Source organism: Sphaerisporangium sp. NPDC049002, assembly GCF_040649355.1.
In the GTDB taxonomy this organism is placed as follows: Bacteria; Actinomycetota; Actinomycetes; order Streptosporangiales; family Streptosporangiaceae; genus Sphaerisporangium.
Genome location: NZ_JBEZFH010000030.1, coordinates 1 through 23,703 on the forward strand (window position 1 = coordinate 1; position 23,703 = coordinate 23,703).

Genomic DNA, 23,703 nt, shown 5'->3' on the forward strand with positions numbered 1-23,703 from the left:
GGGTCATCAGGCCGCGCCCGAGCCCGCGCCGGGCCGGGCGCGGCTGGCGCGGTGGCCTTGGAGCCGCCTGGTCGCGGTGGTGACGGCCGCGCCCGCCGCCGCGCGGGCGCGCCGGGCCGGACGCCACGAGGATGTCGGGACGGGAAGGGCGGGCGGGCCGTCCGGCGGGGGGCCTGCCGATCCGCTCCTCCGTCGGGACGTCGCCGCCGTACGGATCGGCGGGCTCCGTCGGGACGTCGCGGCCGTACGGGACGTCGCCGCTATACGGGACGTCGCCGCCATACGGGACGTCCCGGCCGTACGGGACGTCGGGCTCGGGCGAGATGCCGGACTCCGGCTCCGGAGCCTCCTCCGGCTCGGCCGGGATGCTGGGCTCCACCCTGATGCCCTTCCTGTCCCACTCGGGCGCAGGGGGCGTGTGGGCGCGCGACGGCGCGCGCGGCGGGGTTTCCTGCGGCGTCGGCGATGACGCTTGTTCCTCCGTCCGCGGAGGCGTTCGCGGAGGCGTTGCGGTTGAGGTTCGCGGAGGCTTGCGTGGCGGTCCGGAGGCGACGAGCTTGTCCGGACGGTTCACCAGCCGGCGCGGAGGCCACGGAGGCTCGCCGGGGTCCTCTGGAGGCGCCTCGGGCACCCATCCGGGAGGAGCCTCACCCCATGTCTCGGGTGACGGGTGGCCCGCGCTGTGGCGGGGCTCGGCGGCGGCGCCGTACGGGCGCGCGTAGGGGTGGCGCCCGGCCGAGGACTGCCTCGGAGGCTCCGCGGACGGGTCCTCAGGGGTGGAGGAACCCTCGTCGGGGGTGGGCGCCCCGAAGGGAGGCAGAGCCCACGGTGAGTCCAGGGGGAGGCTCCGGGAGCGGGTGTCCGAGGGGTCGGGCGGGGTGTGGTGCAGGGTCGGAGGTGGCATGTGGGCCTGGTGGGACCCGTTGGGGCGTGACGTGCTTCCGTGGTCGGCGCCGTCGCCGGCCGACCACCATGACGAGCGCGGGTCGTGGGGGCCCGAGGCCACGCTCAGCACCTCCTCGTAGGCAGCCTAACCCAGTCTGAAGGCCGTGATTCGGGACCGTTCCACCGAACTCCAGCTCATCCATTGCATCGACAGCAGATCACCTGCGATCGTACCGATACCCAACCCATGCCCAGTGATCACATATCTGGGTGGGGTGATGGTCGCTCTCGCCCTCGCCGCCAGCGCGCACCTCCCTGGGACCGACTGCCGGCCCGCACATCTTCCAGGGCAACATGCCGAGGCCCCTTCTGGCGAGACCTCTCTAGTCAGATTTATCTAGAGACCGTCTGAATTGCCCGCCTCTGGGCGATTATCGCGACCACAATGACGAAGAAACCCAACTGCACGACGGTTCCCGAGAGCGCCTGCCACGGCACCGCGCCTTGCTTCAGGGCATCGCCGAGCTCGCCGGAGGCGGCGGCCGGCAGGAAGCTCACCACGTTGTTGATCACGTGCAGCGCGATCGGCGCCTCCAGGCCGCCCGTGCGGACGGCGAGCCATCCCATGAGGGCGCCGAAGCTGAAGACGTCGATGATGCCCCAGTCGGTGTAGGCGTGCAGGGAGGTGAACGCCGCGGCGCCCAGCAGGATGCCAGGCCAGGGGGTCCTGAAGTACGCGCCGAACGCCTGGAGCACCCATCCGCGGAAGATGTACTCCTCCGTCGCCGCCTGGAACGGCACCAGCAGCAGGATGACCACCAGGCCGGGCAGGAACCTGTCCCATCCGACCCAGCCGAAGAGGTTCCCGAGGCTCTCCCCCGTCACGGCGTACGTCGCGACCATGGCCGCCTGGCCCAGGATGAGCGCCACCAGGGCCACCCCGAGACAGATCAGCAGCCATCGCCAGCGCACCCGTCCAAGGACGGAGGAGAGGGTGCCCGGCGGGCGGCGCTGAACCACCCACGCGGTGGCGAACACGACCGGCAGGACCGCCGCGATCGACAGCAGCAGCACCGCCAGCTCGAACACCGGGTTCCCGAACAGCCGGTCATCCTGCAAGATCACCGGGATGTCCGCGAGCCCCGCGACGACCACGCCGATGAAGATCACGAAGAGGCCGATGCCCACGAACCCCGAAGCGATGAGGGCCGTCCCGACGATCGGACGCCACCAGCGGTGCAGAGACGTACGCGCCAGGTGGTCGTACCGCGTGCCGGGCGGAGACGGCACGATCCACGGCCCCGGCGCCTGCGGCGGATGCCAGGCATGGGGCCCCGGATAGTACGGATGCGTCGCCGGCGGATACCCGAATCCCGATGATCCGGGCTGTGGCTGGTGCGCCTGCGGCGGATGCCCGAATCCAGAGGGACCCGGCTCCGGCTGTGGCTGGTGCGCCTGCGACGTTCGTCCGAATCCAGAGGGACCCGGCTCCGGGTGATGGGCCTGCGGCGGATGCCCGAATCCCATAGACCCCGGCTCCGGCTGTGGCTGGTGTGCCTGCGACGGATCGTGCATACCCGCCATTCTCCTCACCGGGCAGGGACGTCCCACGGCTGGATGCCGCTGTACGCCTTCCTCCATCCACCCTTCCAGGCTCAGCACCTGTCCTGGCGCAGAGCGGGAAACGGCCTGGCTCTGCTCGGTCAGGCGGGCGGGGAGAAGGTCTTCGTGCGAGTGAGCCCGGCCGCCCGCCCCTTGGCGGCGACGACCAGCGCCATCTTGCGTGAGGCCTCGTCGATCATCTCGTCGCCGAGCATCACCGCGCCCCGCCTCTCGACCGTCGTGGCATGCTCGTAGGCGTCCAGGATCAGCTCGGCGTGGTCGTAGTCCTCCTGCCTCGGCGAGAACACCTCGTTGGCCGCCTCGATCTGCGTCGGGTGGAGCACCCACTTGCCGTCGAAGCCGAGCGCCGCCGCCCTGCGCGCGACCTTGGCGAACCCGTCGACATCCTTGATCTGCAGGTACGGCCCGTCGATCGCCTGAAGGCCGTACGTCCTGGCGGCCATGAGGATCCGCATGAGGACATAGTGGTACGCGTCCCCCTCGGTGTACCCGGGGGGTTGCTGCCCGACTACCAGCGTCCTCATGTTGATCGAGGCCATGAAGTCGGCCGGCCCGAACACCAGCGCCTCCAGCCGTGGCGACGCGGCGGCGATGGCGTCGACGTTGACCAGGCCCCGGGCGTTCTCGATCTGCGCCTCGATGCCGATGCGTCCCACCGGCAGCCCGTTCGCCTTCTCGATCTGGGTGAGCAGCAGGTCGAGCCAGGCAACCTGGACCGCGTCCTCCACCTTGGGCAGTGTGAGGAAGTCGAGCGCGTCCCCGGCTCCCTCGACGACCTCGATCACGTCGCGGTACGTCCACGCGGTCGACAGGTCGTTCACCCGTACGCCCCGGATCTTGCCCGTCCAGTCGCCGGTGCGCAGCGCCGCGACGATGTTCTTCCTGGCCTGCTCCTTGGCCTGCGGGGCGACCGAGTCCTCCAGGTCGAGGAAGACCTCGTCGGCGGGGAGCCCCTGCGCCTTGTCGAGGAAACGAGGATTGCTGCCGGGGACCGCGAGACAGGAACGACGGGAGCGCATACGCCCACGGTAGTGGCCCGGCCCGCCGCCACAGGCTGTGGGAGCGTCACAAAGGCCACCCCCTGTTCTTGGCACGGATCAAGTAGGGATATACCAACCCCTGTCCCGACAATGGACCTCAAGCCCCGGTAAAGGGGATTTCAATGGGGAGATGGCCATGACTGACGCATCCATAGCGGTTCGGCCCGCCGTACTGTCCGACCTCATTCCTGGAAAGCTCGTCCGCGACGTCGCGCTGGTCGTGGGCGCGGCGGGTCTGACCGGACTGGCCGCGCAGGTGAGCATCCCGCTCCCCGGCACGCCTGTGCCGTTCACGCTGCAAACCTTCGCCGTCCTGCTCGCCGGTGCCGCGCTCGGCCTGCCGAGGGCCTTCCTCGGAATGGCGCTCTACCTCGCGATCGGACAGCTCGGCGTGCCGTGGTTCGCGTCGTCGGGCGGCAACGCCACCCTCGGGTACGTCGTCGGCTTCGTCCTCGCCGCCTCGGTCGTGGGGGCGCTCGCGAGCAGGGGCGGCGACCGTACCCCGCTGCGCACCATCGCGACGATGGCCCTCGGCACCCTGCTCATCTACGCCATCGGCCTGCCGTGGCTGATGGTGGCGACGGGCCTCGACCTGCCGGCCGCCCTGTCCGCGGGTGTCGTGCCGTTCCTCATCGGGGACGGCCTCAAGGTGCTGGCCGCCGCCGGCCTGCTCCCCGCCGCCTGGAAACTCGCCGGCCGCTGAGCCACGTCACCCTGGGCGCCCCGGCCAATCCGGCCGGGGCGCCCATGCGCGTGCCCACCGATCGGACCATCTGGTGGCGACCGCCCCTGATCTACGGTGCCGACCGTCGCGGGGCGCCGGTTGAGGTCCGGCACCACTCCCAGGGCTTCGGTTGATCTGGATACGATGGCTCTCGGGCGCACGGTTGAACGGCGTCGAGGGAGGACCATGCCGCGGCTGTCCGCTGAGGAGTGGCGGGACCTGTTCACCCGTGTCGAACGCGATGCCTTCCACCTCGAACTCCGAGACTCCTATGACGCGGCCGGCGAGCACACCAGGTTCGGCCGGTGGCTGGGCGGCGAGCATGAAAGCTACGAGCAAGTCTCCGCGTGGTTCGCCGGCTGGACGGACCTGGTGCGCGCTCCCGTCCGGGTCCTAAGAAGGCATGGTCGGCGCACCACGTGATCGCCGACCGAGACTCGCGGCGAACCTTCCCGATCAAGCTCGAAGAACCGATATCTCGCCAAATGCGACCGGGTATAGAGCATTAACTCGCTCCTCGACGGCCGCCAGAAACTGGTCGATGTCCAGAACTCCAGCTCCGAAGGATGCAACAATATCCTCGAGGATTTGCTCACTCATGGCGCATCACTCCTTAGTTCCCCCAGCCCAACCGGAAACTTGAGCCGCTCGGCTAGTGGCTGCTATAATTGATGGTCAGAATTGCCACCACCCTATGCGCATCGCCGCCAGGTGTCGCCTTATAGCTATCCGAAAATTGATAGTCGATGCGGCCGGCACCACTTATTTCGTAATGCACAGTTCTAGACCAACCCTCACCCTGCGGTCTGCCAGCCTTACCGCGCAAAAAGCATGTTGAGGCAATCGGGTCTGGCTCTCCTGGCGTCTTACTTACATGATCCCAGAACTGCTGGGCGGCCTTAATTCCTATATTGGCTACCAACTGATTCCAGTGGCCAAGAAATTTGCGATGAACCAAAACGCGATAGGCGGGGCGCGTATCTGGCTTCCCGCCAGGCCGTCTGGCGGGAGTGAAGGGCTTGTAGGCGCTGCTACTCCCCGTCATCCGCTAGCCAGCCTCTGAACTGTTGAGAAGCTCTGGCTCCTCAGCAGCGACGTATTCATCGGAACGATGTGTACCCAGCAGAACGGAACGTCGAAGCGGGTCCGATAGCTGGCGTGCTGTTGCCTTCCATGCGCGGACGCACTCATCCAAGACCACTGTGTCCTCATCGGCTCTCGCCGCGACGATGGCGTCTTGAAGTTCAGATACGAACTCCTCGACATCCTCTCGATCAAGCGATCGCAGCCAGGCCAGTTCGCCCAGATCAGAAGTGCTCGGGACGCCTGTGGATCTACGCAACAGGGTGCTGAGCTTGACGTACGCCTCGCCCCACTTGGCGATCGCTTCGAGCAGGTCCAGTGTGCGCTCAGGCAACATCACCAGGCTCGTCCCATCGGTAGCACGCAGGCGCGCTCGATCACGGCGGGCCTCGTTCAGGAACTCAACCCGCTTGGCACCCGCCAGATCGGTTGCTTGGTAGATGGTGTCACTCATGATCTACTCGCTCCAGGCCTACCATGTTCATACCCATGATACTACCCATGATTCTGCTAGAATGGCACCCTCACAGCTGGCAGCGAAGGGTAAAACTTAGGAGGTGTCTCGAGGTGCAGGGCGAACGCCCCTTCGATGCGCACGAGATCTACCTCTCTGACCAGGCCAGAGAGACAGCCGGTCGTCGGACGATCAGTCCTGTCGTGACCTTGCGCGGAATGCTGGAAGGAGGCCGGGCCTTCAAGGATGAGAGGTCCGCAGCCAGGGTGGAGGCCTTCAGTACCGCGGCCAGCGAGCTCACTCGGCGCGGCCTGGATACAACCGCCCTGGTTCGCCACGGGATGTTCCAGCAAGTCCTCGGAGCCCTGATCGCCAACCTCACCGCTGCGCGACTGGCACCTCACTGGCATGTCGAGCCATTCGCCGGCTTCGAGAACTTCGATCATGAAGCATGGGCGAAGGTCTTGCACCTGCCAGCCAAGATTCCCGTCATCGATGCGGGAAGTCCACGCGCAGCCTCAAAGGCTTTCGCCAATTTGATAATTCCTACGATTCCTCGCATCATGTCGTGGATCTCTGTCGCGTCACTCCAGGACATGGTATGTCTTACTCCGCCGGGGAGCATTCGCGGTCTTCCACAGGAAGATTTATCTCAGTTTCTTGCTCTGCAGGTACCTTATCGGTGGATGGTCGACTATTTTTCACACACGTTTCTCCACGAGTGGGAAACCGAGTCACTTCATCTGACACATCGATGGATGAAGGGTCTTGAGGTGCCGCCATGCTCGCCCGAGCTTATGGAAGATAGGAAAATCGATCCCGAACTGCTAGCGTTTGAGATCGCGGATCGTGTCACCGCTGACGAGGGCCGCAAATCCCCTGTTTCGACGTCGACGAGCATGACTGTTCGGCCGCTCACAGCGTTGTCGACTCCCCCCGAGGAGACTACCGCTCTTGTCATGGTGAGCCTCGCGATGGAAATGACTCGCCATGCGAAGCATCTTCTGTCTGAAGGACGGCTGCGGGAGGCAGCAGCAGTATTTGAGTTTGGCGTTCAGGGTGCTCCCGAAAGTGCCGATCTGCACAACAATTGGGGCTTCTGCCTCATCCCCCTAGAGCCTAGCAAAGCGCTAAACCTCCTAATAAGAGCCGAAGAGTTGGGATTCTACAACGAGGCCCTTACCATCTATAACCAGATGTGTTGCCTTTTTTCCTTAGGGCGACACAAGGCCGCTCTTTCTTTGGCGGCAGGCAAATGGGAGCAAATTAGATCCGCCCCATCGCTCCACGCCACAATTTGGAAATTGGAGGGCTCAGGCTGGGTGCTTAAGGAAACCGAGAACTTGGGCCAAGACCTCGTTGAGCTCGCAATATCAGTCGCTACCAGCAACGGTTGGCACGGGGAATTGGAGATCTGGAGCGTTCGCAGACGCGACCTCAGCGCATCTTAAGAACGCTAGACCCAGACCACTGCGACGTGAGCCTAATGGTGATTCGATGTTGGCGCTTCGCTCGAGTGCCTCCCCCAGCACCCCTTCCAACCCGTTCGGGTGGCGTTCATGCCCGCACGTCCGCACACCGCTCCTCCGTCGCACTATCTGATCGGCCGCGGGGAGCGATTAGTGATCGTCCGAGAGTGGCCCTGAGAGTTCGTGCCCTCCCGTCACCCGATTGACGGGTGATCCGTGTGCTGCCCACCCACATACGGCCCCTCACCAGCATGGCGGGCAGGAAGGCGCTGCCCCTCCGGGATCCCTTCGCACCCCGCCGCCGGCCCGCCCTTGCCCAAACGCGTGACGACCTGGCCAACCCGTCCAACCAGGCCCTCCTGCACGCCACTCCCACGCCCCCTCGCCGCCAGGCAGCCCAATTCTTGGGTGGGCAGCAACCGGATCACCACCCAACCGCTGGACGGGCGGGCGAAAATCCAGACCCATCAACCACAGCCCGGCTCGGTGCCCGAGACATGGCTGGTCTGCACCTCCGACAGGCCGGGAGCTCCCTGTGATCCCTGGGCGCCGGTGGCTCCCTGTGGGCCTGTGGGGCCGGCCGGCCCGGACTGGTTCCAGGTGATCTCCTGCTCAAGGTCCCCGCACACGCCTTCGCTGGTGGGACTCGGCGTGGGCTTCGCCGTGCCGACCGACTGCGGCGCTGTCGACTGCGGCAGTGCCCCCTGGGATTCTGATCGCCGCTGGTGAAGGACACACCCCCCGCCCCCGCCTCCAGGCAGGTGAATTCCCGGGTGGGCAACGCCCGGGCCACCACCCAGCCGCTGGACGGGCGGGCCGGAACCACCTCGCCCGATCCCTCCAGGTACCCGATGAGACACGGGCGTCGTAGATTGCTGGGTGTGAGTTTGTCGCTGATCGAAGAGGGTGCGAAGAAGTCGAGCGTCCTGTGGGTCTCGCTTTCCGGGCGTGATCGGCTGGCGTGGCACATCTGGCATGAGGGTGCGATCTACATCGTCACCGGCGGCGAGGAGCAGTCGCTCCCCGGCCTGGTGGAGGCCTCACGGGTCCGGGTGACGCTGCGCAGCAAGGACAACGGGGCAGAGCTGGTCTCCTTCGACGCCCATGTTCACCTGGTCGATCAGGCGTCCTTGTCGGAGGCCGAGTCCGGGGCCGTGGCGGCCCTGGCGAAGGAGCGGCTCAACGCGGTCGACGCGGCGGGGCTTGCGGCCCGCTGGGCCTCCGGGTCCTCGATCGTGCGGCTGACGCCAGAAGCGGCCGTCTGATCCACCACCCCCCCGACCGTACGACCGGCCTGAGCGGCTGGCCCGGCTTCCCCGACCGTACGGCCGGCGCCCGAAGTGGCGGTCTGAGCCAGTAGCGCCCCTACCAGTACGACGGCGCCGCCGGTGATCTGGGCCGTGCCGAGGTGCTCGCCGAGAAGGAACCAGGCGATCACCGCGCCCGTGACGACCTCCAGGGACGCCACAGTGGCCCCGACCGCCGCCGACAGCTTCCGGACCGCGATGACCCCGGTGATGTAGCCAAGCACGGTGGAGATCGCGATGAGCCACAGGGCGGCGGCGATCACGGGCAGGGTGTGCCCACCGAGCGTCACGCTCGTCCCGAAGGCCCCCCAGGGGATGTCCCAGGGCCGGGAGATCGGCACGAGGACCACGGCGGCGCCCGCGAGCCCCCAGGCGATGAGGCCGAGCGGGTCGACGTCGCCCCCGAAGCCGTCGCTCATGAGGAAGTAGCCCGCGGAGCAGGCCGCGGCGAGGAGGGCCAGGATCAGCCCGATGCCGTCCAGGCTCATCCCGTGCCAGACCTCGACGACGACGGCGAGCCCGACCAGAACGATCACCGCCCCCGCGTACGCCGAGCGCGGCAGCCGTACCTGCCTGACGAGCCGCACCCAGAACACGACGAGCACCGGCGAGGAGTACTCCAGCAGGAGCACCACCCCGACGGGGAGCCGCGAGATGGCCAGGAAGAACAGCGCCTGGACCCCCGCCACCGCGATCAGCGCGTACGCGGCGAAGAACCCTCGCCTGCCCGGAGGGACGCGCAAAGCCTTCGGCCGGAACGCGGCGAGGACCACGATGAGCAGGACGGCCGCGCCCGCCATCCTCACCCACACCGCCTGCAGGGGCGTCAGACCGCCCGCGCCGACGAACTTCGCCATGGACCCGGAGAAACCGAAGCACCAGGCCGACCCGACCGCCACAGCCAGCGCCGCGCGCCTCATCTGCCACCATCCCCGTAATTACCGTTAGATGGTTTTGATGCTGTCATAGGGCGAATGGTGAGATCAAGGCGCGACCGTACGTTGAGACGGCTTTTAGGGCAGTCCCACGCGGCGCACCCACTATGACCTCGTACGCTGCGATAGTGAGGATCTTCGTCGCTCGGCTGGCCGGAACTCCGGTCTTCGACCCCGCCGGCGACCAGATCGGGCGGATCCGGGACGTCGTGGTCGCCATCCGCGCCCAAGATCCGCCCCGCGTACACGGCCTGGTCGTCGAGGTCCAGCCGCGACGGCGCGTGTTCCTGCCCATCACCCGGCTGCAGAACATCGAGGCCGACGCCGTCGTCTTCACGGGCAGCATCAACCTGCGGCGCTTCGAGAAGCACGCGACCGAGTCCCTGGCCATCGGAGAGCTGCTCGACCTGACCGTGGAGGTCGGCGGCGAGAGGGTCACCGTGCTCGACCTCGCCATGGAGCGCAGCAAGAGCGGCGAGTGGCTGATCACCAAGGTCGCGGTGATGCGCGGCGGTGCCGCGCGCGGGCTCCGCCGCAGGCGCGGCGAGACGCTGGTCGTGAACTGGTCGGAGGTCGGCGGGTTCGGCGCCGTGCAGAAGGACCAGGGGGCCGCGAATTTGCTGGCCGCCTTCGAGGAGACGCGCCCCGCCGACCTCGCCAACGCCCTGCGCCACCTGCCCGACAAGCGCCGGGCGGAGGTCGCCGCCGCGCTGGACGACGACCGGCTCGCCGACGTGCTTGAGGAACTGCCCGAACGCGACCAGATCGGCATCCTGAGCCGCCTGGACGCCGAGCGCGCCGCCGACGTGCTCGCTGCCATGGACCCCGACGACGCCGCCGACCTGCTTCAGGACCTGCCGCCCGGACAGGCCGAGGCGCTGCTGACGCGCATGGAGCCCCGCGAGGCCGCGCCCGTCCGGCGCCTGCTGACGTACGCCGAGAACACCGCGGGCGGCATGATGACCAGCGAGCCCGTGGTGCTGCCGCCCCACGCGACGATCGCCGAGGCCCTCGCCGAGATCCGCCGTCAGGACATCACCCCGGCGGTCGCCGCGCAGGTGTACGTCACCCGGCCTCCGGTCGAGACGCCCACCGGCAAGTACCTGGGCGTGGCCCACTTCCAGCGGCTGCTGCGCGAACCGCCCTCCACGCTGGTGGGCGGCGCGATCGACAACACGATCGACCCGATCCGCCCGGACCTGTCCCTCCACGGCGTCACGTCGTACCTCGCCACCTACAACCTGGTGGCCGCCCCGGTGGTGGACGAGCTCGGACGGCTCGTCGGGGCCGTCACGGTGGACGACGTGCTCGACCACCTGCTGCCCCCCGACTGGCGCGAGCGCGACGAGCAGACACCGGGGCCCAACGGACCGGACGACCGCACGCCCGAACCCGTACGGCCGGACGACCGCACGCCCGAATCCAGGCGGCCGGACCCGGACGAGGGCACGCCCGGGGTGACCGGTGGCGGTTAATCGGCTGGACCAGCCCCGGGAGCTCCGCCGCATCATCCGCCCGCACTACGACCCAGAAGCGTTCGGACGCCTGTCCGAGCAGATCGCGCGCTTCCTGGGCACGGCGCGCTTCCTGGTCTACATGACCGGGTTCATCGCGGTCTGGGTGACCTGGAACGCGCTGGCGCCCAGGAGCCTCGCCTGGGACCCCTACCCGTTCATCTTCCTCACGCTGATCCTGTCCCTTCAGGCCTCGTACGCCGCTCCGCTGATCCTTCTCGCGCAGAACCGCCAGGCCGACCGCGACCGCGTGCAGAGCGAGCAGGACAGGATGACCACCGAGCGCAACCAGACCGAGGTCGAGTACCTCACGCGGGAGATCGCCGGGCTGCGCCTTGCCCTCGGCGACCTGGCCACCCGCGACTACATCAGGGGCGAGCTGGAGCGTCTGCTGGACGAAATACGCGAGTCCCCCCCAGAGCGGGGTCAGGCCGACACCTGAGGGAAGAACTTCGTGAGCATGTCGGCGCACTGCCGCAGCTCCTCCTCGTCGAGCAGGTCGAGGAACTGCCCCCGTACGGCGCGAAGGTAGGTGGGGGTGGCCTCGGAGAGACGTTGGTCACCCGCTTTGGTGAGCACGGCGAACAGACCCCGCGCGTCGCTGGCGCAGGCCTCGCGCTCGACCAGCCCGTCGCGCTGGAGGCGGTCGATGAGCCGCGTCAGCCCGCTGCGGGACAGCAGCACCCGCTCGGCCAGATCGTTCATGCGCAGCCTGCGCCCCGCGGTCTCGGAGAGCTGGAGCAGCACGTCGTAGGCGGCCGGCGCCAGATCGTGCCGGCTCAGCAGCTCGCCCTCAAGACTCCGGGTTATGTGGACCTGGGCCCGCTGGACCTTGCGCCAGACGATGAGCTGCTGCGGGGTGATCTCCGCCGTCATGGACGTCACGCGGTCATCCTAGAAGGTTGCATAAGCGCGTACACCTCCCTCTTAGGCTCTCTTGGCCCCTACCAGAGGGTGCGGAGTTCGTCGGATCGGTCCTGGGTTCGTAGCATGGATCCATGGCACCAACCCCTGAATTGGTGACGGCCGCGTTGGCGACGGTCAACGACCCGGAGATCCGCCGGCCGATCACCGACCTTGACATGGTCAAGAGCGTCGATATCTCCCCGGACGGGGTGGTGCGAGTCGGGGTCTACTTGACCGTCGCGGGCTGCCCCATGCGCGACACCATCACCCGCGAGGTGACCGCCGCCGTCTCCAAGGTCGACGGTGTCACCGGCGTCCAAGTTGATCTCGACGTCATGAGCACCGAGCAGCGCAAGACCCTGCAGACCAAGCTGCGCGGCAACCGGGGGCCCGAGAAGGAGATCCCGTTCGCCAAGCCGGGCTCGCTGACCCGGGTCTTCGCCGTCGCGAGCGGCAAAGGCGGGGTCGGCAAGTCGTCGGTCACCGTCAACCTCGCGGCCTCGATGGCGGCCTCGGGTCTCAAGGTCGGCGTCCTGGACGCGGACATCTACGGCCACTCCGTCCCCCGCATGCTCGGAGTGGGCGACCGTCCGACCAAGGTCGAGGACATGATCATGCCGCCGGTGGCGCATGACATCAAGGTGATCTCGGTCGGCATGTTCAAGCCCCCGGGCAACAGCCCGGTGGTCTGGCGCGGGCCGATGCTCGACCGGGCGCTGCACCAGTTCCTCGCCGACGTCTACTGGGGTGACCTCGACGTCCTCCTCATGGACCTGCCCCCGGGCACGGGCGACATCGCGATCTCGGTGGCGCAGCGCATGCCCGGCGCGGAGATCCTCGTCGTGACCACCCCGCAGCAGGCCGCGGCGGAGGTCGCGGAGCGGGCCGGGTCCATCGCCACGCAGACCCACCAGCAGATCGCCGGCGTCATCGAGAACATGGCCTGGCTCCCCTGCCCGCACTGCGACGAGCGCATCGCGGTCTTCGGGGAGGGCGGTGGCCAGACCGTCGCCGACGGGCTGACCCGCACCCTCGGGTCCCGTGTCCCGCTGCTCGGCCAGGTCCCGATCGACCTGCGCCTGCGCGAGGGGGGCGACAACGGCAAGCCGCTCGTGCTCACCGACCCCGACTCTCCGGCCGCGACCGAGCTCCGGCGGATCGCCGAAAGCCTGAGCAAGAAGTCGGGGAGCATCAAGGGCCTCCAGCTCGGGCTGTCCCCTTCCGGCCGCTGAAGCCCCGCAAGGGGGCTCCCAGGGCGCCGCACACGAAATACCACAGCACAGGGCGCTCCACGTGAAAGAGGGCCGTCCCAGTGAAGGGACGGCCCTCTTTCACATGTTCTCGAAAGGCTCAGGTCGCCTCGGAGTCGTACGGCGGGATCTCGCCGTACCCCAGCTCGCCGGCGCCCGCCGTCGCATAGGAGCCGACGGGGGAATAGGAGTCCGGGGAGTTCTCGGCGGCCGGCCGGTTCCAGTCGTCCTCCAGATCCTGCAGGAGGTGCTTCCTGACGAAGTTCTTCGGATGCAGGTCGGTGGGGTCGAAGTTGGCGAACTCGGGACCGAGGTTGTCCTGGAGGTCGGCCTTGGCGTTGTTGGCCATCTGACGGACCTGACGCAGCATGCCACCCGCCTGCTTGGCGGCCTGGGGAAGCTTCTCAGGCCCGAAGACGAGCAGGGCGATGACCACGAGTGCCAAGACCTCAGGCCAGCCGAGTCCGAACACGTGATCTCCTACGCTCTCCTACGCCGACGCCTGCCGTTGACCGGGACCGTCCAACAGCGACCTGGCTACCTCTCAGACTAATACGCCGGTCCGGCAATGGGCACCAAACAGGACACCCGATCACGACGGCTGCGGCGTCGGGACCGGAACCGCGTCGATGATCACGGTGGCGGTCTTCTCCTGTCCACCACGCTGGTACTTGACGGTCACCTTGTCGCCGGGCGCCTTGCTCCTGATCGTGACGATCAGCTCGGACGGCTGGGTCATGGGCGTGCCGTCGATCTCCAGGATGACGTCGCCCGCCTTCAGGCCCGCCTTGTCGGCCGGGCCACCGGGGATCACCGGCTCCTGCCCCTGCTGCGTGGCGGTGGCGATGCGGACCCCGTCGCCCTGGTAGTTCTCGTCGAGCTGGACGCCGATGCGGGACTTCTTGGCCGAACCGGTGGTGACCAGCTCCTCGGCGATCCGCCGCACGTGGTTGACCGGGATGGAGAAGCCCAGCCCGATGCTGCCGCTCTGCGCGCCGAACGAGCTGTTGCCGAGCGTCGCGATGGCGGAGTTGACGCCGATCACCTCGCCGGCGGCGTTCACGAGCGGGCCGCCCGAGTTGCCCGGGTTGATCGCCGCGTCTGTCTGGATGGCGTTGATGAACGAGGACTCGGACCCGCTCTCGCCGCCCGCGGTCACCGGACGGTTGAGCGAGCTGACGATGCCCGTCGTCACGGTGCCGGTGAGCCCGAGGGGCGAGCCGATCGCGATGACGGGATCGCCCACCACGACCCGGTCGGAGTTGCCCAGGACGATCTCGGGGGCGCCGAAGGTCTGGTCGGGCTTGACCACCGCGATGTCGGAGCTCGGGTCACGCCCGACGATCTTGCCGTTGGTCGTCTTCTTGGTGCTGAAAGTCACCTTGATGTTGCCGGTCTGCGCCGCCGCGGCCACCACGTGGTTGTTGGTGACGATGTAGCCGCCCTTGATCAGGAAGCCGGAGCCGGTGCCCGCCTCGCTGTTGCCCTTGACGTCGAGCGAGACCACGCTCGGGAGGACCCGTGAGGCGACGCCCGCCACCGAGTCGGGCGCGCGGTTGACGATCGCGCCCGTCGGCGTGCCGAGGCTGTAGGTGGGGTCGACGCCCGAGCCGTTGCGGGTGAGGAGGTAGGTGCCGACGCTTCCGGCCGTGGAGGCCACGAGGGCGATCACGACGGCGAGGGCCGCGAGGATCCCGGTCTTCGGCGCCCGCGCGCCCGCCTGCTCCGTGCGGGGGGCGCCGGGGGGCGGGGCCCAGCCAGGACCCATGCCGAAGGGGTTGATCGGAGGGGGCGGAGTCGGCCCGTATGGGCCGACGGGCGAGGGAGGGAGGGGCCCGCCGGACGGGTTGCCCCAGCCGAACATCCCCTCGTCGCCACCGTGGCGCGGCGCGTCGGACGCGAACGGGATCGGCCCGGTGCTGTCGGTGCCGAAGGGGTCGCGCCCCGCGTCAGCGGCGGGGGCGAAGGGGTCACGGCCCGCACCGCCCGCGGGGGTGAAGGGATCGTGCCCTCCACCGCTCGCCGCGAAGGGGTTGGGCCCGGTGAACGCGTCGGGCCCGCTGGCGGGCCACCCCTCGGAGGCGGGCAGGAACTCTGGTCTGACGCGCATCCCGCTGGAGCCGGTGGACCCCGACGCCGAGCCTTCCCAGGAATGCTGGGAGGGATCGGCCACGTCCCCTGAGTCGAAGGTACGTGTCTCGTCGGTCATCGAACGCTCACTCCCGAGGCCAGTCAACGTGGGCTACGCCAGATTCTCGCTCGGACCCCATACGAGCGCCGTAAGCCCACGGCGCCCGACAGGGTCCATCCGATCGTATGCCCGCGTCGCCGTGAACGGCACGGACGGGGGGAGTGACGGGCCGTGTCCCCGGGTCAGGGTTGCCGGGAGGTGGAGCCCGCGCGCCCCGGCAGCACCGAACCGGCCGGAGTGGTGGTGCGGTGCTGGTTGGCGAACATCTCGACCGGCGGAGCCGACGGCCTGCTGTCGGAGCCTCCCACCATGAACAGCGTGCCGAGCGCGACGGCGGCCGACGCGACGCCGACCGCCACATAACCCGCCCGGCGGTTGCCCCCCGAGCGTCCCGGCCCCGAGAACCCGCCGCTGCGCCGCGGCCTGTTGTCGATCGGGGCGCTGGTCAGAGAATAGGTCGGGTTCGGAAACGGACGCACCCGCGGCGGGAGCGGCCCGCCTGGCTCGGACATCCGCAGAAGGGACATCGTGAGATCCGCCGGGACGGCGGGCGGGTCGAGTGATCGAAGACGGCTTTTGAGCGCCCTGATCGCGTCGAGCTCGGCGCGGCAGTCCGCGCAGAACGTCAGATGCGCCAGAGCACGTTCTCGCTCGGCGTGACCAAGCTCACCGTCAATGAGCGCGGAAGCGCGCTCTCCGAGATGGCTCATGCTCCCTCCCTGCTAACGGTCGGGGGGAGTTCGTCGCGACGGGGTGCCCGGTGTTCGAGTGCCTCCCGCAACTGGCTGCGACCGCGATGGATGCGGCTGCGCACGGTGCCCAGCTTGACGCCTAGCGTCGCCGCGATCTCCTCATAGGACAGGCCCTCGATGTCGCACAGCACCACGGCCGCGCGGAACTCGGGCTGGAGCGCGTCGAGGGCCGCCTGGATGTCGGGCTCCAGCTGGGAGTCGTCGAACACCTGGGCCGGTGACGGCTCACGCCCGCGCAGACGCTCGGCGGCGTCGTCGCCGAGCCCCTCGAACCGGATGCGCTGCCTGCGCCGCGCCATGTCCAGGAAGAGGTTCGTGGTGATGCGGTGAAGCCATCCCTCGAAGGTGCCCGGGGTGTAGCTGGACAGCGAACGGAACACCCGGACGAAGACCTCCTGAGTGAGGTCCTCGGCGTCGTGGATGTTGCCGGTGAGCCTGTAGGCCAGCCGGTAGACGCGCGCCGAATGGTCGCGGACGACCTCCTCCCATGTCGGGGGTGTCCAGCCCCCATCGGGCAGCCGGGGGTCTCCCCCCGGGAACGCGCTATCGGGAGTATCAGCCTGGTGGTAGTCGTCCACCAGCACTCCTCTCTCCGGGACCACCGCTACAGCCATAGTGCCTGCTTTCGCCCCTTCCTGCGTACCCACGAACCAACGAGGCCGGACTGTGTTCTTTGACGCCCTTGAACAAAGGTCGTTCAAAGCGTGCAACGTACCCGTTGTGGCGTGAGTTCCCGTTCGGCCCCGACTCCCCTAGGCTGCGACCAATACGTGCGTACGGCGAAAGCGGGGAGGGAGAGGCCGATGGCCCCGACGCCGACTGATCCGGTGGAGGCCACGCTGGCCTACGCGGAGGAGTTCCATCCCGAAGACGAGGTGCTGCGCGCCGCGAGGCGGCGTGGCATCGAGGTCGGGGCCGTTCCCATCCTGCCCGGCGGCGGCGCGGCGCTGTGCTTCATGGCGACCGCGATCAGCGCGAGGTCCGTGGTCGAGGTCGGCACCGGATGCGGTGTCTCGGGACTGTGGCTGCTGCGCGGCATGCGTCCGGACGGCACGCTGACCAGCGTCGACGCCGAGCCCGAGCACCAGCGGCTGGCCCGCCAGACCTTCGCCGAGGCGGGGTTCTCCGGCAGCAAGATCCGCCTGATCGGCGGGCGTGCCCTGGACGTGCTCCCCCGGCTCGCCGACGGCGGCTACGACCTGGTGTTCTGCGACGCCGCCAAGCAGGAGTACGGCGACTACCTGGCCGAGGCCGTACGCCTGCTGCGGCTGGGGGGCATCGTCGCCTTCGACAACGCGCTGTGGCACAACCGGGTGGCCGACCCGGCGCAGCGCGATCCCGACACCGTCGCGATCCGCGAGCTGGGCAAGCTGATCAAGGCGGACGAGCGGCTGCGTGCCCTGATGATGCCCCTGGGCGACGGGCTGCTCGCCGCCATAAAGATCGCGAACTAGCCGTGATCGGTGGCCGGCCGTGATCGCGAACTAGCCGTGGTCGAAAGCTTGACGCCGCCCGGGAACTACGAGGACGCCCCCCGCCCGAGCCACTCCAGCAGGAGGCGGGCGCCGAACCCGGTGGCGCCCTTGGTCAGGATGCCGTCGTCGGTGGTGCTTCTGGACACTCCCGCGATGTCGAGGTGGGCCCATCGCCGCCCGCCGGTGAACTCCCGCAGGAACAGGGCCGCGGTGACGGCGCCCGCGCCGTACTTGCCCTCGGCGTCGATGTTCGACAGGTCGGCCACCGGGGAGTCGAGCGCCGGGCGGTAGTCCTCGATCAGTGGCATGCGCCACAGGGGGTCGCCGGACGCCCTGCCGGCCTCCAGCAGCTCCTTGACCAGATCGTCGCTTGAGGAGAAGACCGCGCCGATGTCGCGCCCGAGGGCGATGCCGATGGCCCCGGTCAGCGTGGCGAGGTCGACCACGGTGTCGGGGTCGAGGACCTCGTGCGCGTACGCCAGGGCGTCGGCGAGCACCAGCCTGCCCTCGGCGTCGGTGTTGAGCACCTCGACGGTGCGGCCGCCGTAGTGGGTGATCACGTCGCCGGGCCGCTGGGCCGAGCCGGAGGGCATGTTCTCGGCGGCGGCGATCAGGCCGGTGACCCGGGTGCGCACGCCCAGGTCGCGAAGCGCGCCGAGGACGGCGATCACCACCGCGCCGCCCGCCATGTCGGTCTTCATGAACTTCATGCCGTCGGTGGGTTTGAGGGACAGGCCGCCGCTGTCGAAGGTGATGCCCTTGCCCACCAGCACGACGTGGGTGCCGTCGGCGTCGGCGGGCTCGTACGACAGCTGGATGAGCCGGGGCGGGCTCGCCGAACCCTGGCCGACCGCGAGGATGCCCCCGAAGCCCTCCGAGGAGAGCTGGTCGGGCGCCCAGACCTTGGAGGTAAGACCCGAACGCTCGGCGACCTCGACGGCCCGGTCGGCCAGCCAGGCGGGGGTCTTCTCGGAGGACGGCATGTTGGACAGATCGCGGGCGAGGGCCGTGGCGCGGGCCACCACCTCGGCGCGGGCGACGGCCGGCCTGGCCTCCTCTGGACCGGAGAAGCGGATCTCCTCGACGGCCCTGGTGCGGCTCGCGCCGATCCTCATGGTGTACGAGGCGAGCAGGGCGCCTTCGGCCAGGGCCGACCACCCCGGCTCTCCTACGTCACGCGGGAGGGTGACGTCGATCGAGCGACGCCCCTTGGCACGGCGCGCGACGGCGGCGCCCGCCTTTCGCAGCGCGCGAGGCGTGCCGTCGCCGACGCCGTAGAGGAGCACCCGGCGCACAGTGTTCCCGCGGGCCACAGGCACCTCGACGACCTCGCCGGGCTCACCCTTGGACTCGTGCTGGGCCAGCAGCGCCGGGACCGGTACGGGAAGCTCCACGTCCGCGGAGAGATCGCTACGGAAGGGGACGGCGAGCAGGTCGGCGTCCTGCGCCGGGGGGTCGATGAATCGCAGCGCGGTCTCAATGGGCATGGTGGTCCTCCCCTGCCTGGAAGTGCGACAGCCCCGGCATGGGGGCGCGCGGCCCGGCCGCCGGGGCCGTCAAGTCGCCTGTGTCGGTGGGTTGTGTCAGGGGTATGTCAGCCGACGACGTTCTTCAGAGCGTCGCCAAGGGCTCTGGCCTCGTCTGGTGAGAGCTCGACGACGAGTCGCCCGCCACCCTCGAGAGGGACCCGCATGACAATGCCCCGTCCTTCCTTGGTGACCTCCAGCGGACCGTCGCCGGTCCGCGGCTTCATCGCCGCCATGCGTGTATCCCTTCCTGCCTCGGCCTGCGCGATGCCGGCTCGCGCCTGTCCGCGCCCGGCCGCCCGCCGCTTTCACGTCTTCTGTGACGTCCCATTATCCCGCCTCGCGAGCGCGCATGGGTAACGATCTCCTCCCAGAATGCGTTGTCCGGGGCCCTTGCGCCGATCAAACTGGTCTATGTGAACGCCCGCGCCGCGCTTTTCGACCTCTACGGAGACCACCTGCGCATCCGTGCGGGAAGGGCGTCCGTGGCCGCTCTGGTCCGGCTGCTCGCCCCGCTGGACATCGCCCCGCCGGCCGTCCGCACCGCGATCTCCCGCATGGTGCGGCAGGACTGGCTCGTCCCTGTGCGGCTCTCTCAGGGGCCCGGGTACGCGCTGACGCCCAAGAGCGTCCGGCGCCTTGACGAGACCGCCGTGCGCATCTACCGCACCGCCTCGGACCCGTGGGCGGGGCGCTGGCACGTGCTCGTCCTCCAGCCCGTACGGGAGCGGGCGACGCGTGAGCGGCTCCGTGCCGACCTGTCCTTCCTCGGTTACGCTCCCTTGTCAGAAACCACCTGGATCGGGCCGAGGGCCTCACCGGAGCTGGACACCCTGCTCGACGACCAGCGGGTGTCCGCCGACCGGTTCGAGAGCACCCTCGACGGCGACCCCCTTGAGCTCGTCACCCGCGCGTGGGACCTGCGCGCCATAGCCCGCGCCTACGAGGAGTGGATGGAGCAGGCGGCCGGCCTGGTCGGCTCGCTGCCCCGGGACGCCCCCGACGACCAGGTCTTCGCCGTCCGTAGCAAACTGGTCCACGGGTGGCGGAACTTCCTGTTCCGCGACCCGGGCCTTCCGCCGGAGCTCCTGCCCCCGGCCTGGCCCGGTGACCAGGCCCGCGCCTACTTCGAGCAGGAGGCGGCCCGGCTGCTGCCGGCGGCGTCCGCCTTCGTCGACCACAACCTGGACAAGGGAGTCCACTGATGGATCAGCGACCCGACCTCCCCTCCACCGCGCCCGAGAGCGCGCCGACCGGCACGACGGCGCCGGCCCCGGGGCCGGCGTCCTCCTCTCCGAACGCGGACGAGCACGGGCACGAGCACGTCCTGTACTCCGTCGAGGACGGCGTCGCGACGATCACACTGAACCGCCCTGACGCCATGAACGCTCTGACGATCTTGATGAAGGCCGCCCTGCTGGAGGCGCTGGAGCGGGCCCGCGACGACGCCGGCGCGAGGGCGGTGCTGCTGACGGGCGCGGGGCGCGGCTTCTGCGCCGGTCAGGACCTGCGCGAGCACGCCGGCAACCTCGAAGCGGGCGTGGGTCTCGACAACACCGTCCGGGCCCACTACAACCCGATCATCCTGACGATCACGGGCATGGGCAAGCCGGTGATCGCCGCCGTCAACGGCATCGCCGCCGGCGCGGGCGCCTCACTGGCCTTCGCCTGCGACTTCCGGGTCACGGCCGACGGCGCGAAGTTCGCCATGGCCTTCAGCGGCATCGGCCTCGCCCCCGACTCGGGAGCCTCCTGGACGCTCCCGAGGCTCGTCGGCCCGGCCAGGGCGCGCGAGCTGCTGGTGCTGGGCGAGCCTGTGGGGGCCGCCAGGGCGCTGGAGCTCGGCATGGTGACCTCCGTCGTGCCCGCCGGGGAGCTGACCGCCCGCGCCCGCGAGCTGGCCGTACGGCTCGCACAGGGGCCCACGGTGGCCTACGGGGCGATCAAGCAGGCGCTCGACTTCTCGGCCGCGCACTCCCTGGAGGACTCCCTGGAGGTGGAGGCCGATCTTCAGGACGCCTGCGCCAAGTCGGAGGACCACCACAACGCCACCCGGGCCTTCCTCGCCAAGGAACGCCCGGTCTTTTCCGGCCGCTGACCCACGGCGGGCGTCAGGCGACGCTGTCGCGCACCCAGCATTCGGCCACGTGGTCGTTGACCAGGCCGATCGCCTGCATCAGGGCGTAGGCCGTGGTCGGGCCGACGAAGCGGAAGCCGTGGCGCTTCAGCTCCTTGGCCAGGGCCTTGGACGCCGCCGACGTCGCGGGCACGTCGGCGAGCGTCTTCGGCATGGGCGCGGCCGGGTCGGCGTACCGCCAGACCAGCTCGGAGACGCCTCCGGGAAGCTCGGCGGCGGCGCGGGCGTTGGCGATCGCCGCCTCGATCTTGGCCCGGTTGCGGACGATGCCGGCGTCGGCCAGCAGCCGCTCGACGTCGGGCTCGCCGAACGCGGCGACGGCGGGGATGGAGAAGCCGGCGAAGGCCGCGCGGAAGTTCTCGCGCTTGCGCAGGATCGTCAGCCAGGACAGGCCCGACTGGAACGCCTCCAGGGTCAGCCGCTCGAACACCAGGTCGTCGCCGCGTACGGGCCGCCCCCACTCTTCGTCGTGGTAGCGGATGTAGTCGGGCGCGGTGGTCACCCAGCCGCAACGCACAAGCTCAGGGGTCACAGCCCCCGAGGTTACAAGCTCGCGGGCGAAGGCTCACAGGCCGAGGGGTCAGCGGGCCTCTTCCGCCTCGGTGCGGCCGCCCGTCGCGACGCCGCCCCCGTTGGACGCCGAGTGCTTCCCGGGGGGGCTCTTGGGCTCCCCGAAAGCGGTCCCGCTCGCGGGCTCCTCGGACGCGCTCTCGGCCTTGCCGGAGGAGCTCGCTTCCTTGGCATCCGAGGGGAGTTCCCGGGAGGGCTCCTTGGACCCTTCCGAGGGGAGTTCTCCGGAGGGCTCCTTGGACCCATCCGGGGCGAGCTCCGGTGAGGGGTCCGATTCCTTCGCGGAGTCGGCGTCCTCGGGCTTTTCCTTCGCGGAGTCGGTGTCCTCGGGCTCGCCCGGCGTCCCGGGCGGGTCGGTGTCCTCGCCGGGAACCTGGACCAGGCCGGGGGCCGGGGTGATGGCGTCGAAGAGGTTCTGGTGCGCGCCCGCCGCCGTTCCCTCCCCTCCTGCGACGCCGGGCGGGTGCTCCGCCGTCGCGAAAGGACCCGCGGCGAGCTCCTGCTCCGTCGCGGGCTCCGACGGATCGGGCGCCCAGGACGGCCGCGCGTACGACTCCTGGCGAGCCTGGAGGCGACCCGCGAGCAGCTCGGCGACGCGCTGCTCCAGCACGGCGATGTGGGTGTCACGCTCGCCGATGGCCGTCGCGGCCCGCTGCAACGTCTCGTCGACGCTCGGGGTGTGGTACCCGACGAGGCTCACCGGCAGCTGCAGCGCCATGAAGTCGACGGCGGTCAGCTGCCCGGGCTCGGGAAGGTCGAGGGGCGGCACATCGGGGGCGAACTCCGTCAGCTCGCCACCGCGCCCCTGCGAGACCATCACCACGCAAAACAGCACGGCGAGCGCGGCGACGGCGAGTAGGACCAGCACATACGAATCGTGCCACATCGGTGCCTTTGAGCGCGCCCACTTGCCCCGGTGCCTTGATCCGCCCGCGCATTGGAACGTACGCGGAAGCATGTGGCACCATCGGCGCATGACGCCCGTACTCGTTACCGGCCCCGACGGGCCCCTGGACGCCTCCTGGGTGGAGGCGGGCTCGGCCTCCGAGGTCGAGCGGCACGCCCGCGCGGGCCGTACGGTCGTGGTGACCCTTTCGGGGGACGAGAACACGCAGCTCGCGACGGCGGCGGTGTTCGCCTGGCTCGGGGCCCGCGTGTTCCGCACCGACCACCAGGAGCAGGTGCGGCTGGCGATCGACATGACCGAGTCGCTGGCCGGGCGGCGGCCCCCGGAGCTAGCTCGGCGCGGCCTCGCCTAGCTCCTCGGCGTGGGGGGTCAGGGGACGGCCCGGCCTCTCCAGGTGGTGCAGCGCCTCCTCGACCGTGGTGGTCCAGGAGATCGCGTCGAAGACGTTGGGGCGGGTGAACCCCTCGTCGTACATGCCGTCGACGAGCCGGCGGAGCGGGGAGTACAGGCCCCACGGGTCCAGGATCACCAGCGGCTTGTCATGCAGGCCGAGCGTGCGCGAGGTCCAGATCTCGAAGAGCTCCTCCAGCGTGCCGATGCCGCCGGGCAGGACCAGGAACGCGTCCGACCTGGCGTCCATGACGCCCTTGCGCTCGCGCATGTCGGTCGTGATGATCAGCTCGTCGGAGTCGGTGTCCGCGATCTCCAGGTCGACCAGCGCCTGAGGCATCACGCCGACCGTGCGGCCTCCGGCCTCCCGCGCGGCACGGGCCACCGCGCCCATGCAGGACACCACGGCGCCGCCGCTGACGAGCGTGTGCCCGCGCCGGCCCAGCTCCGTGCCGACCTCGGTGGCGAGGTCGATGTACTTCCCGTCGATCTTCTGGCTGGAGGCACAGAACACACAGATCGCCATATCCACGCCGGTAACCCTACACAGACCTTCTCGTCCGGA

25 protein-coding genes and 2 pseudogenes are annotated in these 23,703 nt (G+C 69.3%); 11 read left to right on the plus strand and 16 right to left on the minus strand.

Translation table 11 applies throughout. From position 1 onward, the window contains the following. From AB0B89_RS09340 to AB0B89_RS09350, 3 genes and pseudogenes are all read right to left on the minus strand, one after another. A pseudogene (locus AB0B89_RS09340) lies at positions 1 to 379 on the minus strand (hypothetical protein); the annotation flags it as partial. An 899-nt stretch (positions 380 to 1,278) separates the two neighbouring features. Further along, positions 1,279 to 2,175, minus strand: a complete 897-nt coding sequence (locus tag AB0B89_RS09345; RefSeq protein WP_358550343.1) for a CPBP family intramembrane glutamic endopeptidase — start codon at positions 2,173 to 2,175, stop codon at positions 1,279 to 1,281. A 413-nt stretch (positions 2,176 to 2,588) separates the two neighbouring features. Further along, positions 2,589 to 3,527: a CoA ester lyase gene (locus AB0B89_RS09350; RefSeq protein WP_358550345.1), complete on the minus strand. Its 939-nt coding sequence runs from the start codon at positions 3,525 to 3,527 to the stop codon at positions 2,589 to 2,591. Between the two features lie 157 nt (positions 3,528 to 3,684). On the opposite strand from AB0B89_RS09350, the gene AB0B89_RS09355 reads away from it, so the two are divergent. Both AB0B89_RS09355 and AB0B89_RS09360 read left to right on the plus strand, forming a co-directional pair. Further along, entirely contained in the window at positions 3,685 to 4,251 is a 567-nt protein-coding gene (locus AB0B89_RS09355; protein WP_358550347.1) for a biotin transporter BioY, read from the plus strand. 207 nt (positions 4,252 to 4,458) lie between these two features. Next, entirely contained in the window at positions 4,459 to 4,695 is a 237-nt protein-coding gene (locus AB0B89_RS09360) for a DUF6879 family protein (protein WP_358550349.1), read from the plus strand. 33 nt (positions 4,696 to 4,728) lie between these two features. Here the strand turns inward: AB0B89_RS09360 and AB0B89_RS09365 are convergent, their stop codons facing one another. Then, positions 4,729 to 4,872 (minus strand): hypothetical protein, encoded by a 144-nt coding sequence (locus AB0B89_RS09365; RefSeq protein WP_358550351.1) that lies wholly within the window; start codon positions 4,870 to 4,872, stop codon positions 4,729 to 4,731. Between the two features lie 448 nt (positions 4,873 to 5,320). Continuing rightward, positions 5,321 to 5,809, minus strand: coding sequence for a hypothetical protein (locus tag AB0B89_RS09370; protein ID WP_358550353.1), 489 nt, complete (start codon positions 5,807 to 5,809; stop codon positions 5,321 to 5,323). A gap of 113 nt (positions 5,810 to 5,922) precedes the next feature. On the opposite strand from AB0B89_RS09370, the gene AB0B89_RS09375 reads away from it, so the two are divergent. After that, on the plus strand, positions 5,923 to 7,260 hold the full coding sequence (locus AB0B89_RS09375; RefSeq protein ID WP_358550355.1) for a hypothetical protein: 1,338 nt from the start codon (positions 5,923 to 5,925) through the stop codon (positions 7,258 to 7,260). A gap of 899 nt (positions 7,261 to 8,159) precedes the next feature. Further along, a complete protein-coding gene (locus tag AB0B89_RS09380; RefSeq protein WP_358550357.1) occupies positions 8,160 to 8,543 on the plus strand; it encodes a hypothetical protein in 384 nt (127 codons plus the stop codon). Between the two features lie 101 nt (positions 8,544 to 8,644). On the opposite strand, the pseudogene AB0B89_RS09385 reads toward AB0B89_RS09380, so the two are convergent. Continuing rightward, positions 8,645 to 9,505: pseudogene (locus tag AB0B89_RS09385) on the minus strand (EamA family transporter); the annotation flags it as partial. A gap of 122 nt (positions 9,506 to 9,627) precedes the next feature. Here AB0B89_RS09385 and AB0B89_RS09390 point away from each other — a divergent pair. Then, on the plus strand, positions 9,628 to 10,995 hold the full coding sequence (locus AB0B89_RS09390; RefSeq protein WP_358550359.1) for a CBS domain-containing protein: 1,368 nt from the start codon (positions 9,628 to 9,630) through the stop codon (positions 10,993 to 10,995). Continuing rightward, positions 10,985 to 11,476, plus strand: coding sequence for a DUF1003 domain-containing protein (locus AB0B89_RS09395; RefSeq protein ID WP_358550361.1), 492 nt, complete (start codon positions 10,985 to 10,987; stop codon positions 11,474 to 11,476). Before AB0B89_RS09390 ends, AB0B89_RS09395 begins: the two co-directional genes overlap by 11 nt. Here AB0B89_RS09395 and AB0B89_RS09400 read toward each other — a convergent pair. Further along, positions 11,461 to 11,910 carry a MarR family transcriptional regulator gene (locus tag AB0B89_RS09400; protein WP_358550419.1) on the minus strand — a complete coding sequence of 150 codons (450 nt, stop codon included), beginning with the start codon at positions 11,908 to 11,910 and terminating at the stop codon, positions 11,461 to 11,463. The two genes, AB0B89_RS09395 and AB0B89_RS09400, sit on opposite strands and share 16 nt — an antisense overlap. A gap of 122 nt (positions 11,911 to 12,032) precedes the next feature. On the opposite strand from AB0B89_RS09400, the gene AB0B89_RS09405 reads away from it, so the two are divergent. After that, positions 12,033 to 13,172, plus strand: a complete 1,140-nt coding sequence (locus tag AB0B89_RS09405; RefSeq protein ID WP_358550363.1) for a P-loop NTPase — start codon at positions 12,033 to 12,035, stop codon at positions 13,170 to 13,172. A 118-nt stretch (positions 13,173 to 13,290) separates the two neighbouring features. Here the strand turns inward: AB0B89_RS09405 and AB0B89_RS09410 are convergent, their stop codons facing one another. The 4 genes from AB0B89_RS09410 to sigE form a co-directional block, all read right to left on the minus strand. Next, entirely contained in the window at positions 13,291 to 13,662 is a 372-nt protein-coding gene (locus tag AB0B89_RS09410; protein ID WP_358550365.1) for a sec-independent translocase, read from the minus strand. 120 nt (positions 13,663 to 13,782) lie between these two features. Then, positions 13,783 to 15,399 (minus strand): trypsin-like peptidase domain-containing protein, encoded by a 1,617-nt coding sequence (locus tag AB0B89_RS09415; protein ID WP_358550367.1) that lies wholly within the window; start codon positions 15,397 to 15,399, stop codon positions 13,783 to 13,785. Positions 15,400 to 15,563: 164 nt separating this feature from the next. Next, complete coding sequence (locus AB0B89_RS09420) at positions 15,564 to 16,091, minus strand: anti-sigma factor (protein WP_358550369.1); 528 nt, start codon at positions 16,089 to 16,091, stop codon at positions 15,564 to 15,566. Then, a complete protein-coding gene (sigE, locus tag AB0B89_RS09425) occupies positions 16,088 to 16,747 on the minus strand; it encodes an RNA polymerase sigma factor SigE (protein ID WP_358550371.1) in 660 nt (219 codons plus the stop codon). The genes AB0B89_RS09420 and sigE overlap by 4 nt, the downstream gene beginning before the upstream one ends. A 189-nt stretch (positions 16,748 to 16,936) precedes the next feature. Here sigE and AB0B89_RS09430 point away from each other — a divergent pair, with 189 nt between their 5' ends. After that, positions 16,937 to 17,587 carry an O-methyltransferase gene (locus tag AB0B89_RS09430; RefSeq protein ID WP_358550373.1) on the plus strand — a complete coding sequence of 217 codons (651 nt, stop codon included), beginning with the start codon at positions 16,937 to 16,939 and terminating at the stop codon, positions 17,585 to 17,587. 65 nt (positions 17,588 to 17,652) lie between these two features. On the opposite strand, the gene AB0B89_RS09435 is transcribed toward AB0B89_RS09430, so the two are convergent. Together AB0B89_RS09435 and AB0B89_RS09440 are read right to left on the minus strand one after the other, a co-directional pair. Continuing rightward, positions 17,653 to 19,095: a leucyl aminopeptidase gene (locus AB0B89_RS09435; protein ID WP_358550375.1), complete on the minus strand. Its 1,443-nt coding sequence runs from the start codon at positions 19,093 to 19,095 to the stop codon at positions 17,653 to 17,655. 107 nt (positions 19,096 to 19,202) lie between these two features. Further along, entirely contained in the window at positions 19,203 to 19,370 is a 168-nt protein-coding gene (locus tag AB0B89_RS09440; RefSeq protein ID WP_114033903.1) for a DUF3117 domain-containing protein, read from the minus strand. A 180-nt stretch (positions 19,371 to 19,550) separates the two neighbouring features. On the opposite strand from AB0B89_RS09440, the gene AB0B89_RS09445 reads away from it, so the two are divergent. Both AB0B89_RS09445 and AB0B89_RS09450 read left to right on the plus strand, forming a co-directional pair. Beyond that, positions 19,551 to 20,339, plus strand: coding sequence for a PaaX family transcriptional regulator C-terminal domain-containing protein (locus AB0B89_RS09445; protein WP_358550377.1), 789 nt, complete (start codon positions 19,551 to 19,553; stop codon positions 20,337 to 20,339). After that, positions 20,339 to 21,232 (plus strand): enoyl-CoA hydratase-related protein, encoded by an 894-nt coding sequence (locus AB0B89_RS09450; RefSeq protein ID WP_358550379.1) that lies wholly within the window; start codon positions 20,339 to 20,341, stop codon positions 21,230 to 21,232. Before AB0B89_RS09445 ends, AB0B89_RS09450 begins: the two co-directional genes overlap by 1 nt. Before the next feature lie 13 nt (positions 21,233 to 21,245). Here the strand turns inward: AB0B89_RS09450 and AB0B89_RS09455 are convergent, their stop codons facing one another. Both AB0B89_RS09455 and AB0B89_RS09460 read right to left on the minus strand, forming a co-directional pair. Then, positions 21,246 to 21,803: a DNA-3-methyladenine glycosylase I gene (locus tag AB0B89_RS09455; protein ID WP_358550381.1), complete on the minus strand. Its 558-nt coding sequence runs from the start codon at positions 21,801 to 21,803 to the stop codon at positions 21,246 to 21,248. 48 nt (positions 21,804 to 21,851) lie between these two features. After that, the gene (locus tag AB0B89_RS09460) at positions 21,852 to 22,709 is read right to left on the minus strand and encodes a hypothetical protein (protein ID WP_358550383.1); all 858 of its coding nucleotides are present in this window, start codon (positions 22,707 to 22,709) and stop codon (positions 21,852 to 21,854) included. Positions 22,710 to 22,815: 106 nt separating this feature from the next. On the opposite strand from AB0B89_RS09460, the gene AB0B89_RS09465 reads away from it, so the two are divergent. Then, entirely contained in the window at positions 22,816 to 23,100 is a 285-nt protein-coding gene (locus AB0B89_RS09465; RefSeq protein ID WP_358550385.1) for a hypothetical protein, read from the plus strand. On the opposite strand, the gene AB0B89_RS09470 is transcribed toward AB0B89_RS09465, so the two are convergent. Further along, on the minus strand, positions 23,077 to 23,664 hold the full coding sequence (locus AB0B89_RS09470; protein ID WP_358550421.1) for a TIGR00730 family Rossman fold protein: 588 nt from the start codon (positions 23,662 to 23,664) through the stop codon (positions 23,077 to 23,079). The genes AB0B89_RS09465 and AB0B89_RS09470 overlap by 24 nt on opposite strands. Positions 23,665 to 23,703: the final 39 nt, after the last annotated feature.

What these genes read in the sequence shown, in the direction of transcription:
- AB0B89_RS09350 (WP_358550345.1), bottom strand. Translation starts at nt 3,527, where the DNA reads ATGCGCTCCCGTCGTTCCTGTCTCGCGGTCCCCGGCAGCAATCCTCGT.
- AB0B89_RS09355 (WP_358550347.1), top strand. Translation starts at nt 3,685, where the DNA reads ATGACTGACGCATCCATAGCGGTTCGGCCCGCCGTACTGTCCGACCTC.
- AB0B89_RS09360 (WP_358550349.1), top strand. Translation starts at nt 4,459, where the DNA reads ATGCCGCGGCTGTCCGCTGAGGAGTGGCGGGACCTGTTCACCCGTGTC.
- AB0B89_RS09365 (WP_358550351.1), bottom strand. Translation starts at nt 4,872, where the DNA reads ATGAGTGAGCAAATCCTCGAGGATATTGTTGCATCCTTCGGAGCTGGA.
- AB0B89_RS09370 (WP_358550353.1), bottom strand. Translation starts at nt 5,809, where the DNA reads ATGAGTGACACCATCTACCAAGCAACCGATCTGGCGGGTGCCAAGCGG.
- AB0B89_RS09390 (WP_358550359.1), top strand. Translation starts at nt 9,628, where the DNA reads ATGACCTCGTACGCTGCGATAGTGAGGATCTTCGTCGCTCGGCTGGCC.
- AB0B89_RS09400 (WP_358550419.1), bottom strand. Translation starts at nt 11,910, where the DNA reads ATGACGGCGGAGATCACCCCGCAGCAGCTCATCGTCTGGCGCAAGGTC.
- AB0B89_RS09405 (WP_358550363.1), top strand. Translation starts at nt 12,033, where the DNA reads ATGGCACCAACCCCTGAATTGGTGACGGCCGCGTTGGCGACGGTCAAC.
- AB0B89_RS09415 (WP_358550367.1), bottom strand. Translation starts at nt 15,399, where the DNA reads ATGACCGACGAGACACGTACCTTCGACTCAGGGGACGTGGCCGATCCC.
- AB0B89_RS09420 (WP_358550369.1), bottom strand. Translation starts at nt 16,091, where the DNA reads ATGAGCCATCTCGGAGAGCGCGCTTCCGCGCTCATTGACGGTGAGCTT.
- sigE (WP_358550371.1), bottom strand. Translation starts at nt 16,747, where the DNA reads ATGGCTGTAGCGGTGGTCCCGGAGAGAGGAGTGCTGGTGGACGACTAC.
- AB0B89_RS09430 (WP_358550373.1), top strand. Translation starts at nt 16,937, where the DNA reads ATGGCCCCGACGCCGACTGATCCGGTGGAGGCCACGCTGGCCTACGCG.
- AB0B89_RS09435 (WP_358550375.1), bottom strand. Translation starts at nt 19,095, where the DNA reads ATGCCCATTGAGACCGCGCTGCGATTCATCGACCCCCCGGCGCAGGAC.
- AB0B89_RS09440 (WP_114033903.1), bottom strand. Translation starts at nt 19,370, where the DNA reads ATGGCGGCGATGAAGCCGCGGACCGGCGACGGTCCGCTGGAGGTCACC.
- AB0B89_RS09450 (WP_358550379.1), top strand. Translation starts at nt 20,339, where the DNA reads ATGGATCAGCGACCCGACCTCCCCTCCACCGCGCCCGAGAGCGCGCCG.
- AB0B89_RS09465 (WP_358550385.1), top strand. Translation starts at nt 22,816, where the DNA reads ATGACGCCCGTACTCGTTACCGGCCCCGACGGGCCCCTGGACGCCTCC.
- AB0B89_RS09470 (WP_358550421.1), bottom strand. Translation starts at nt 23,664, where the DNA reads ATGGCGATCTGTGTGTTCTGTGCCTCCAGCCAGAAGATCGACGGGAAG.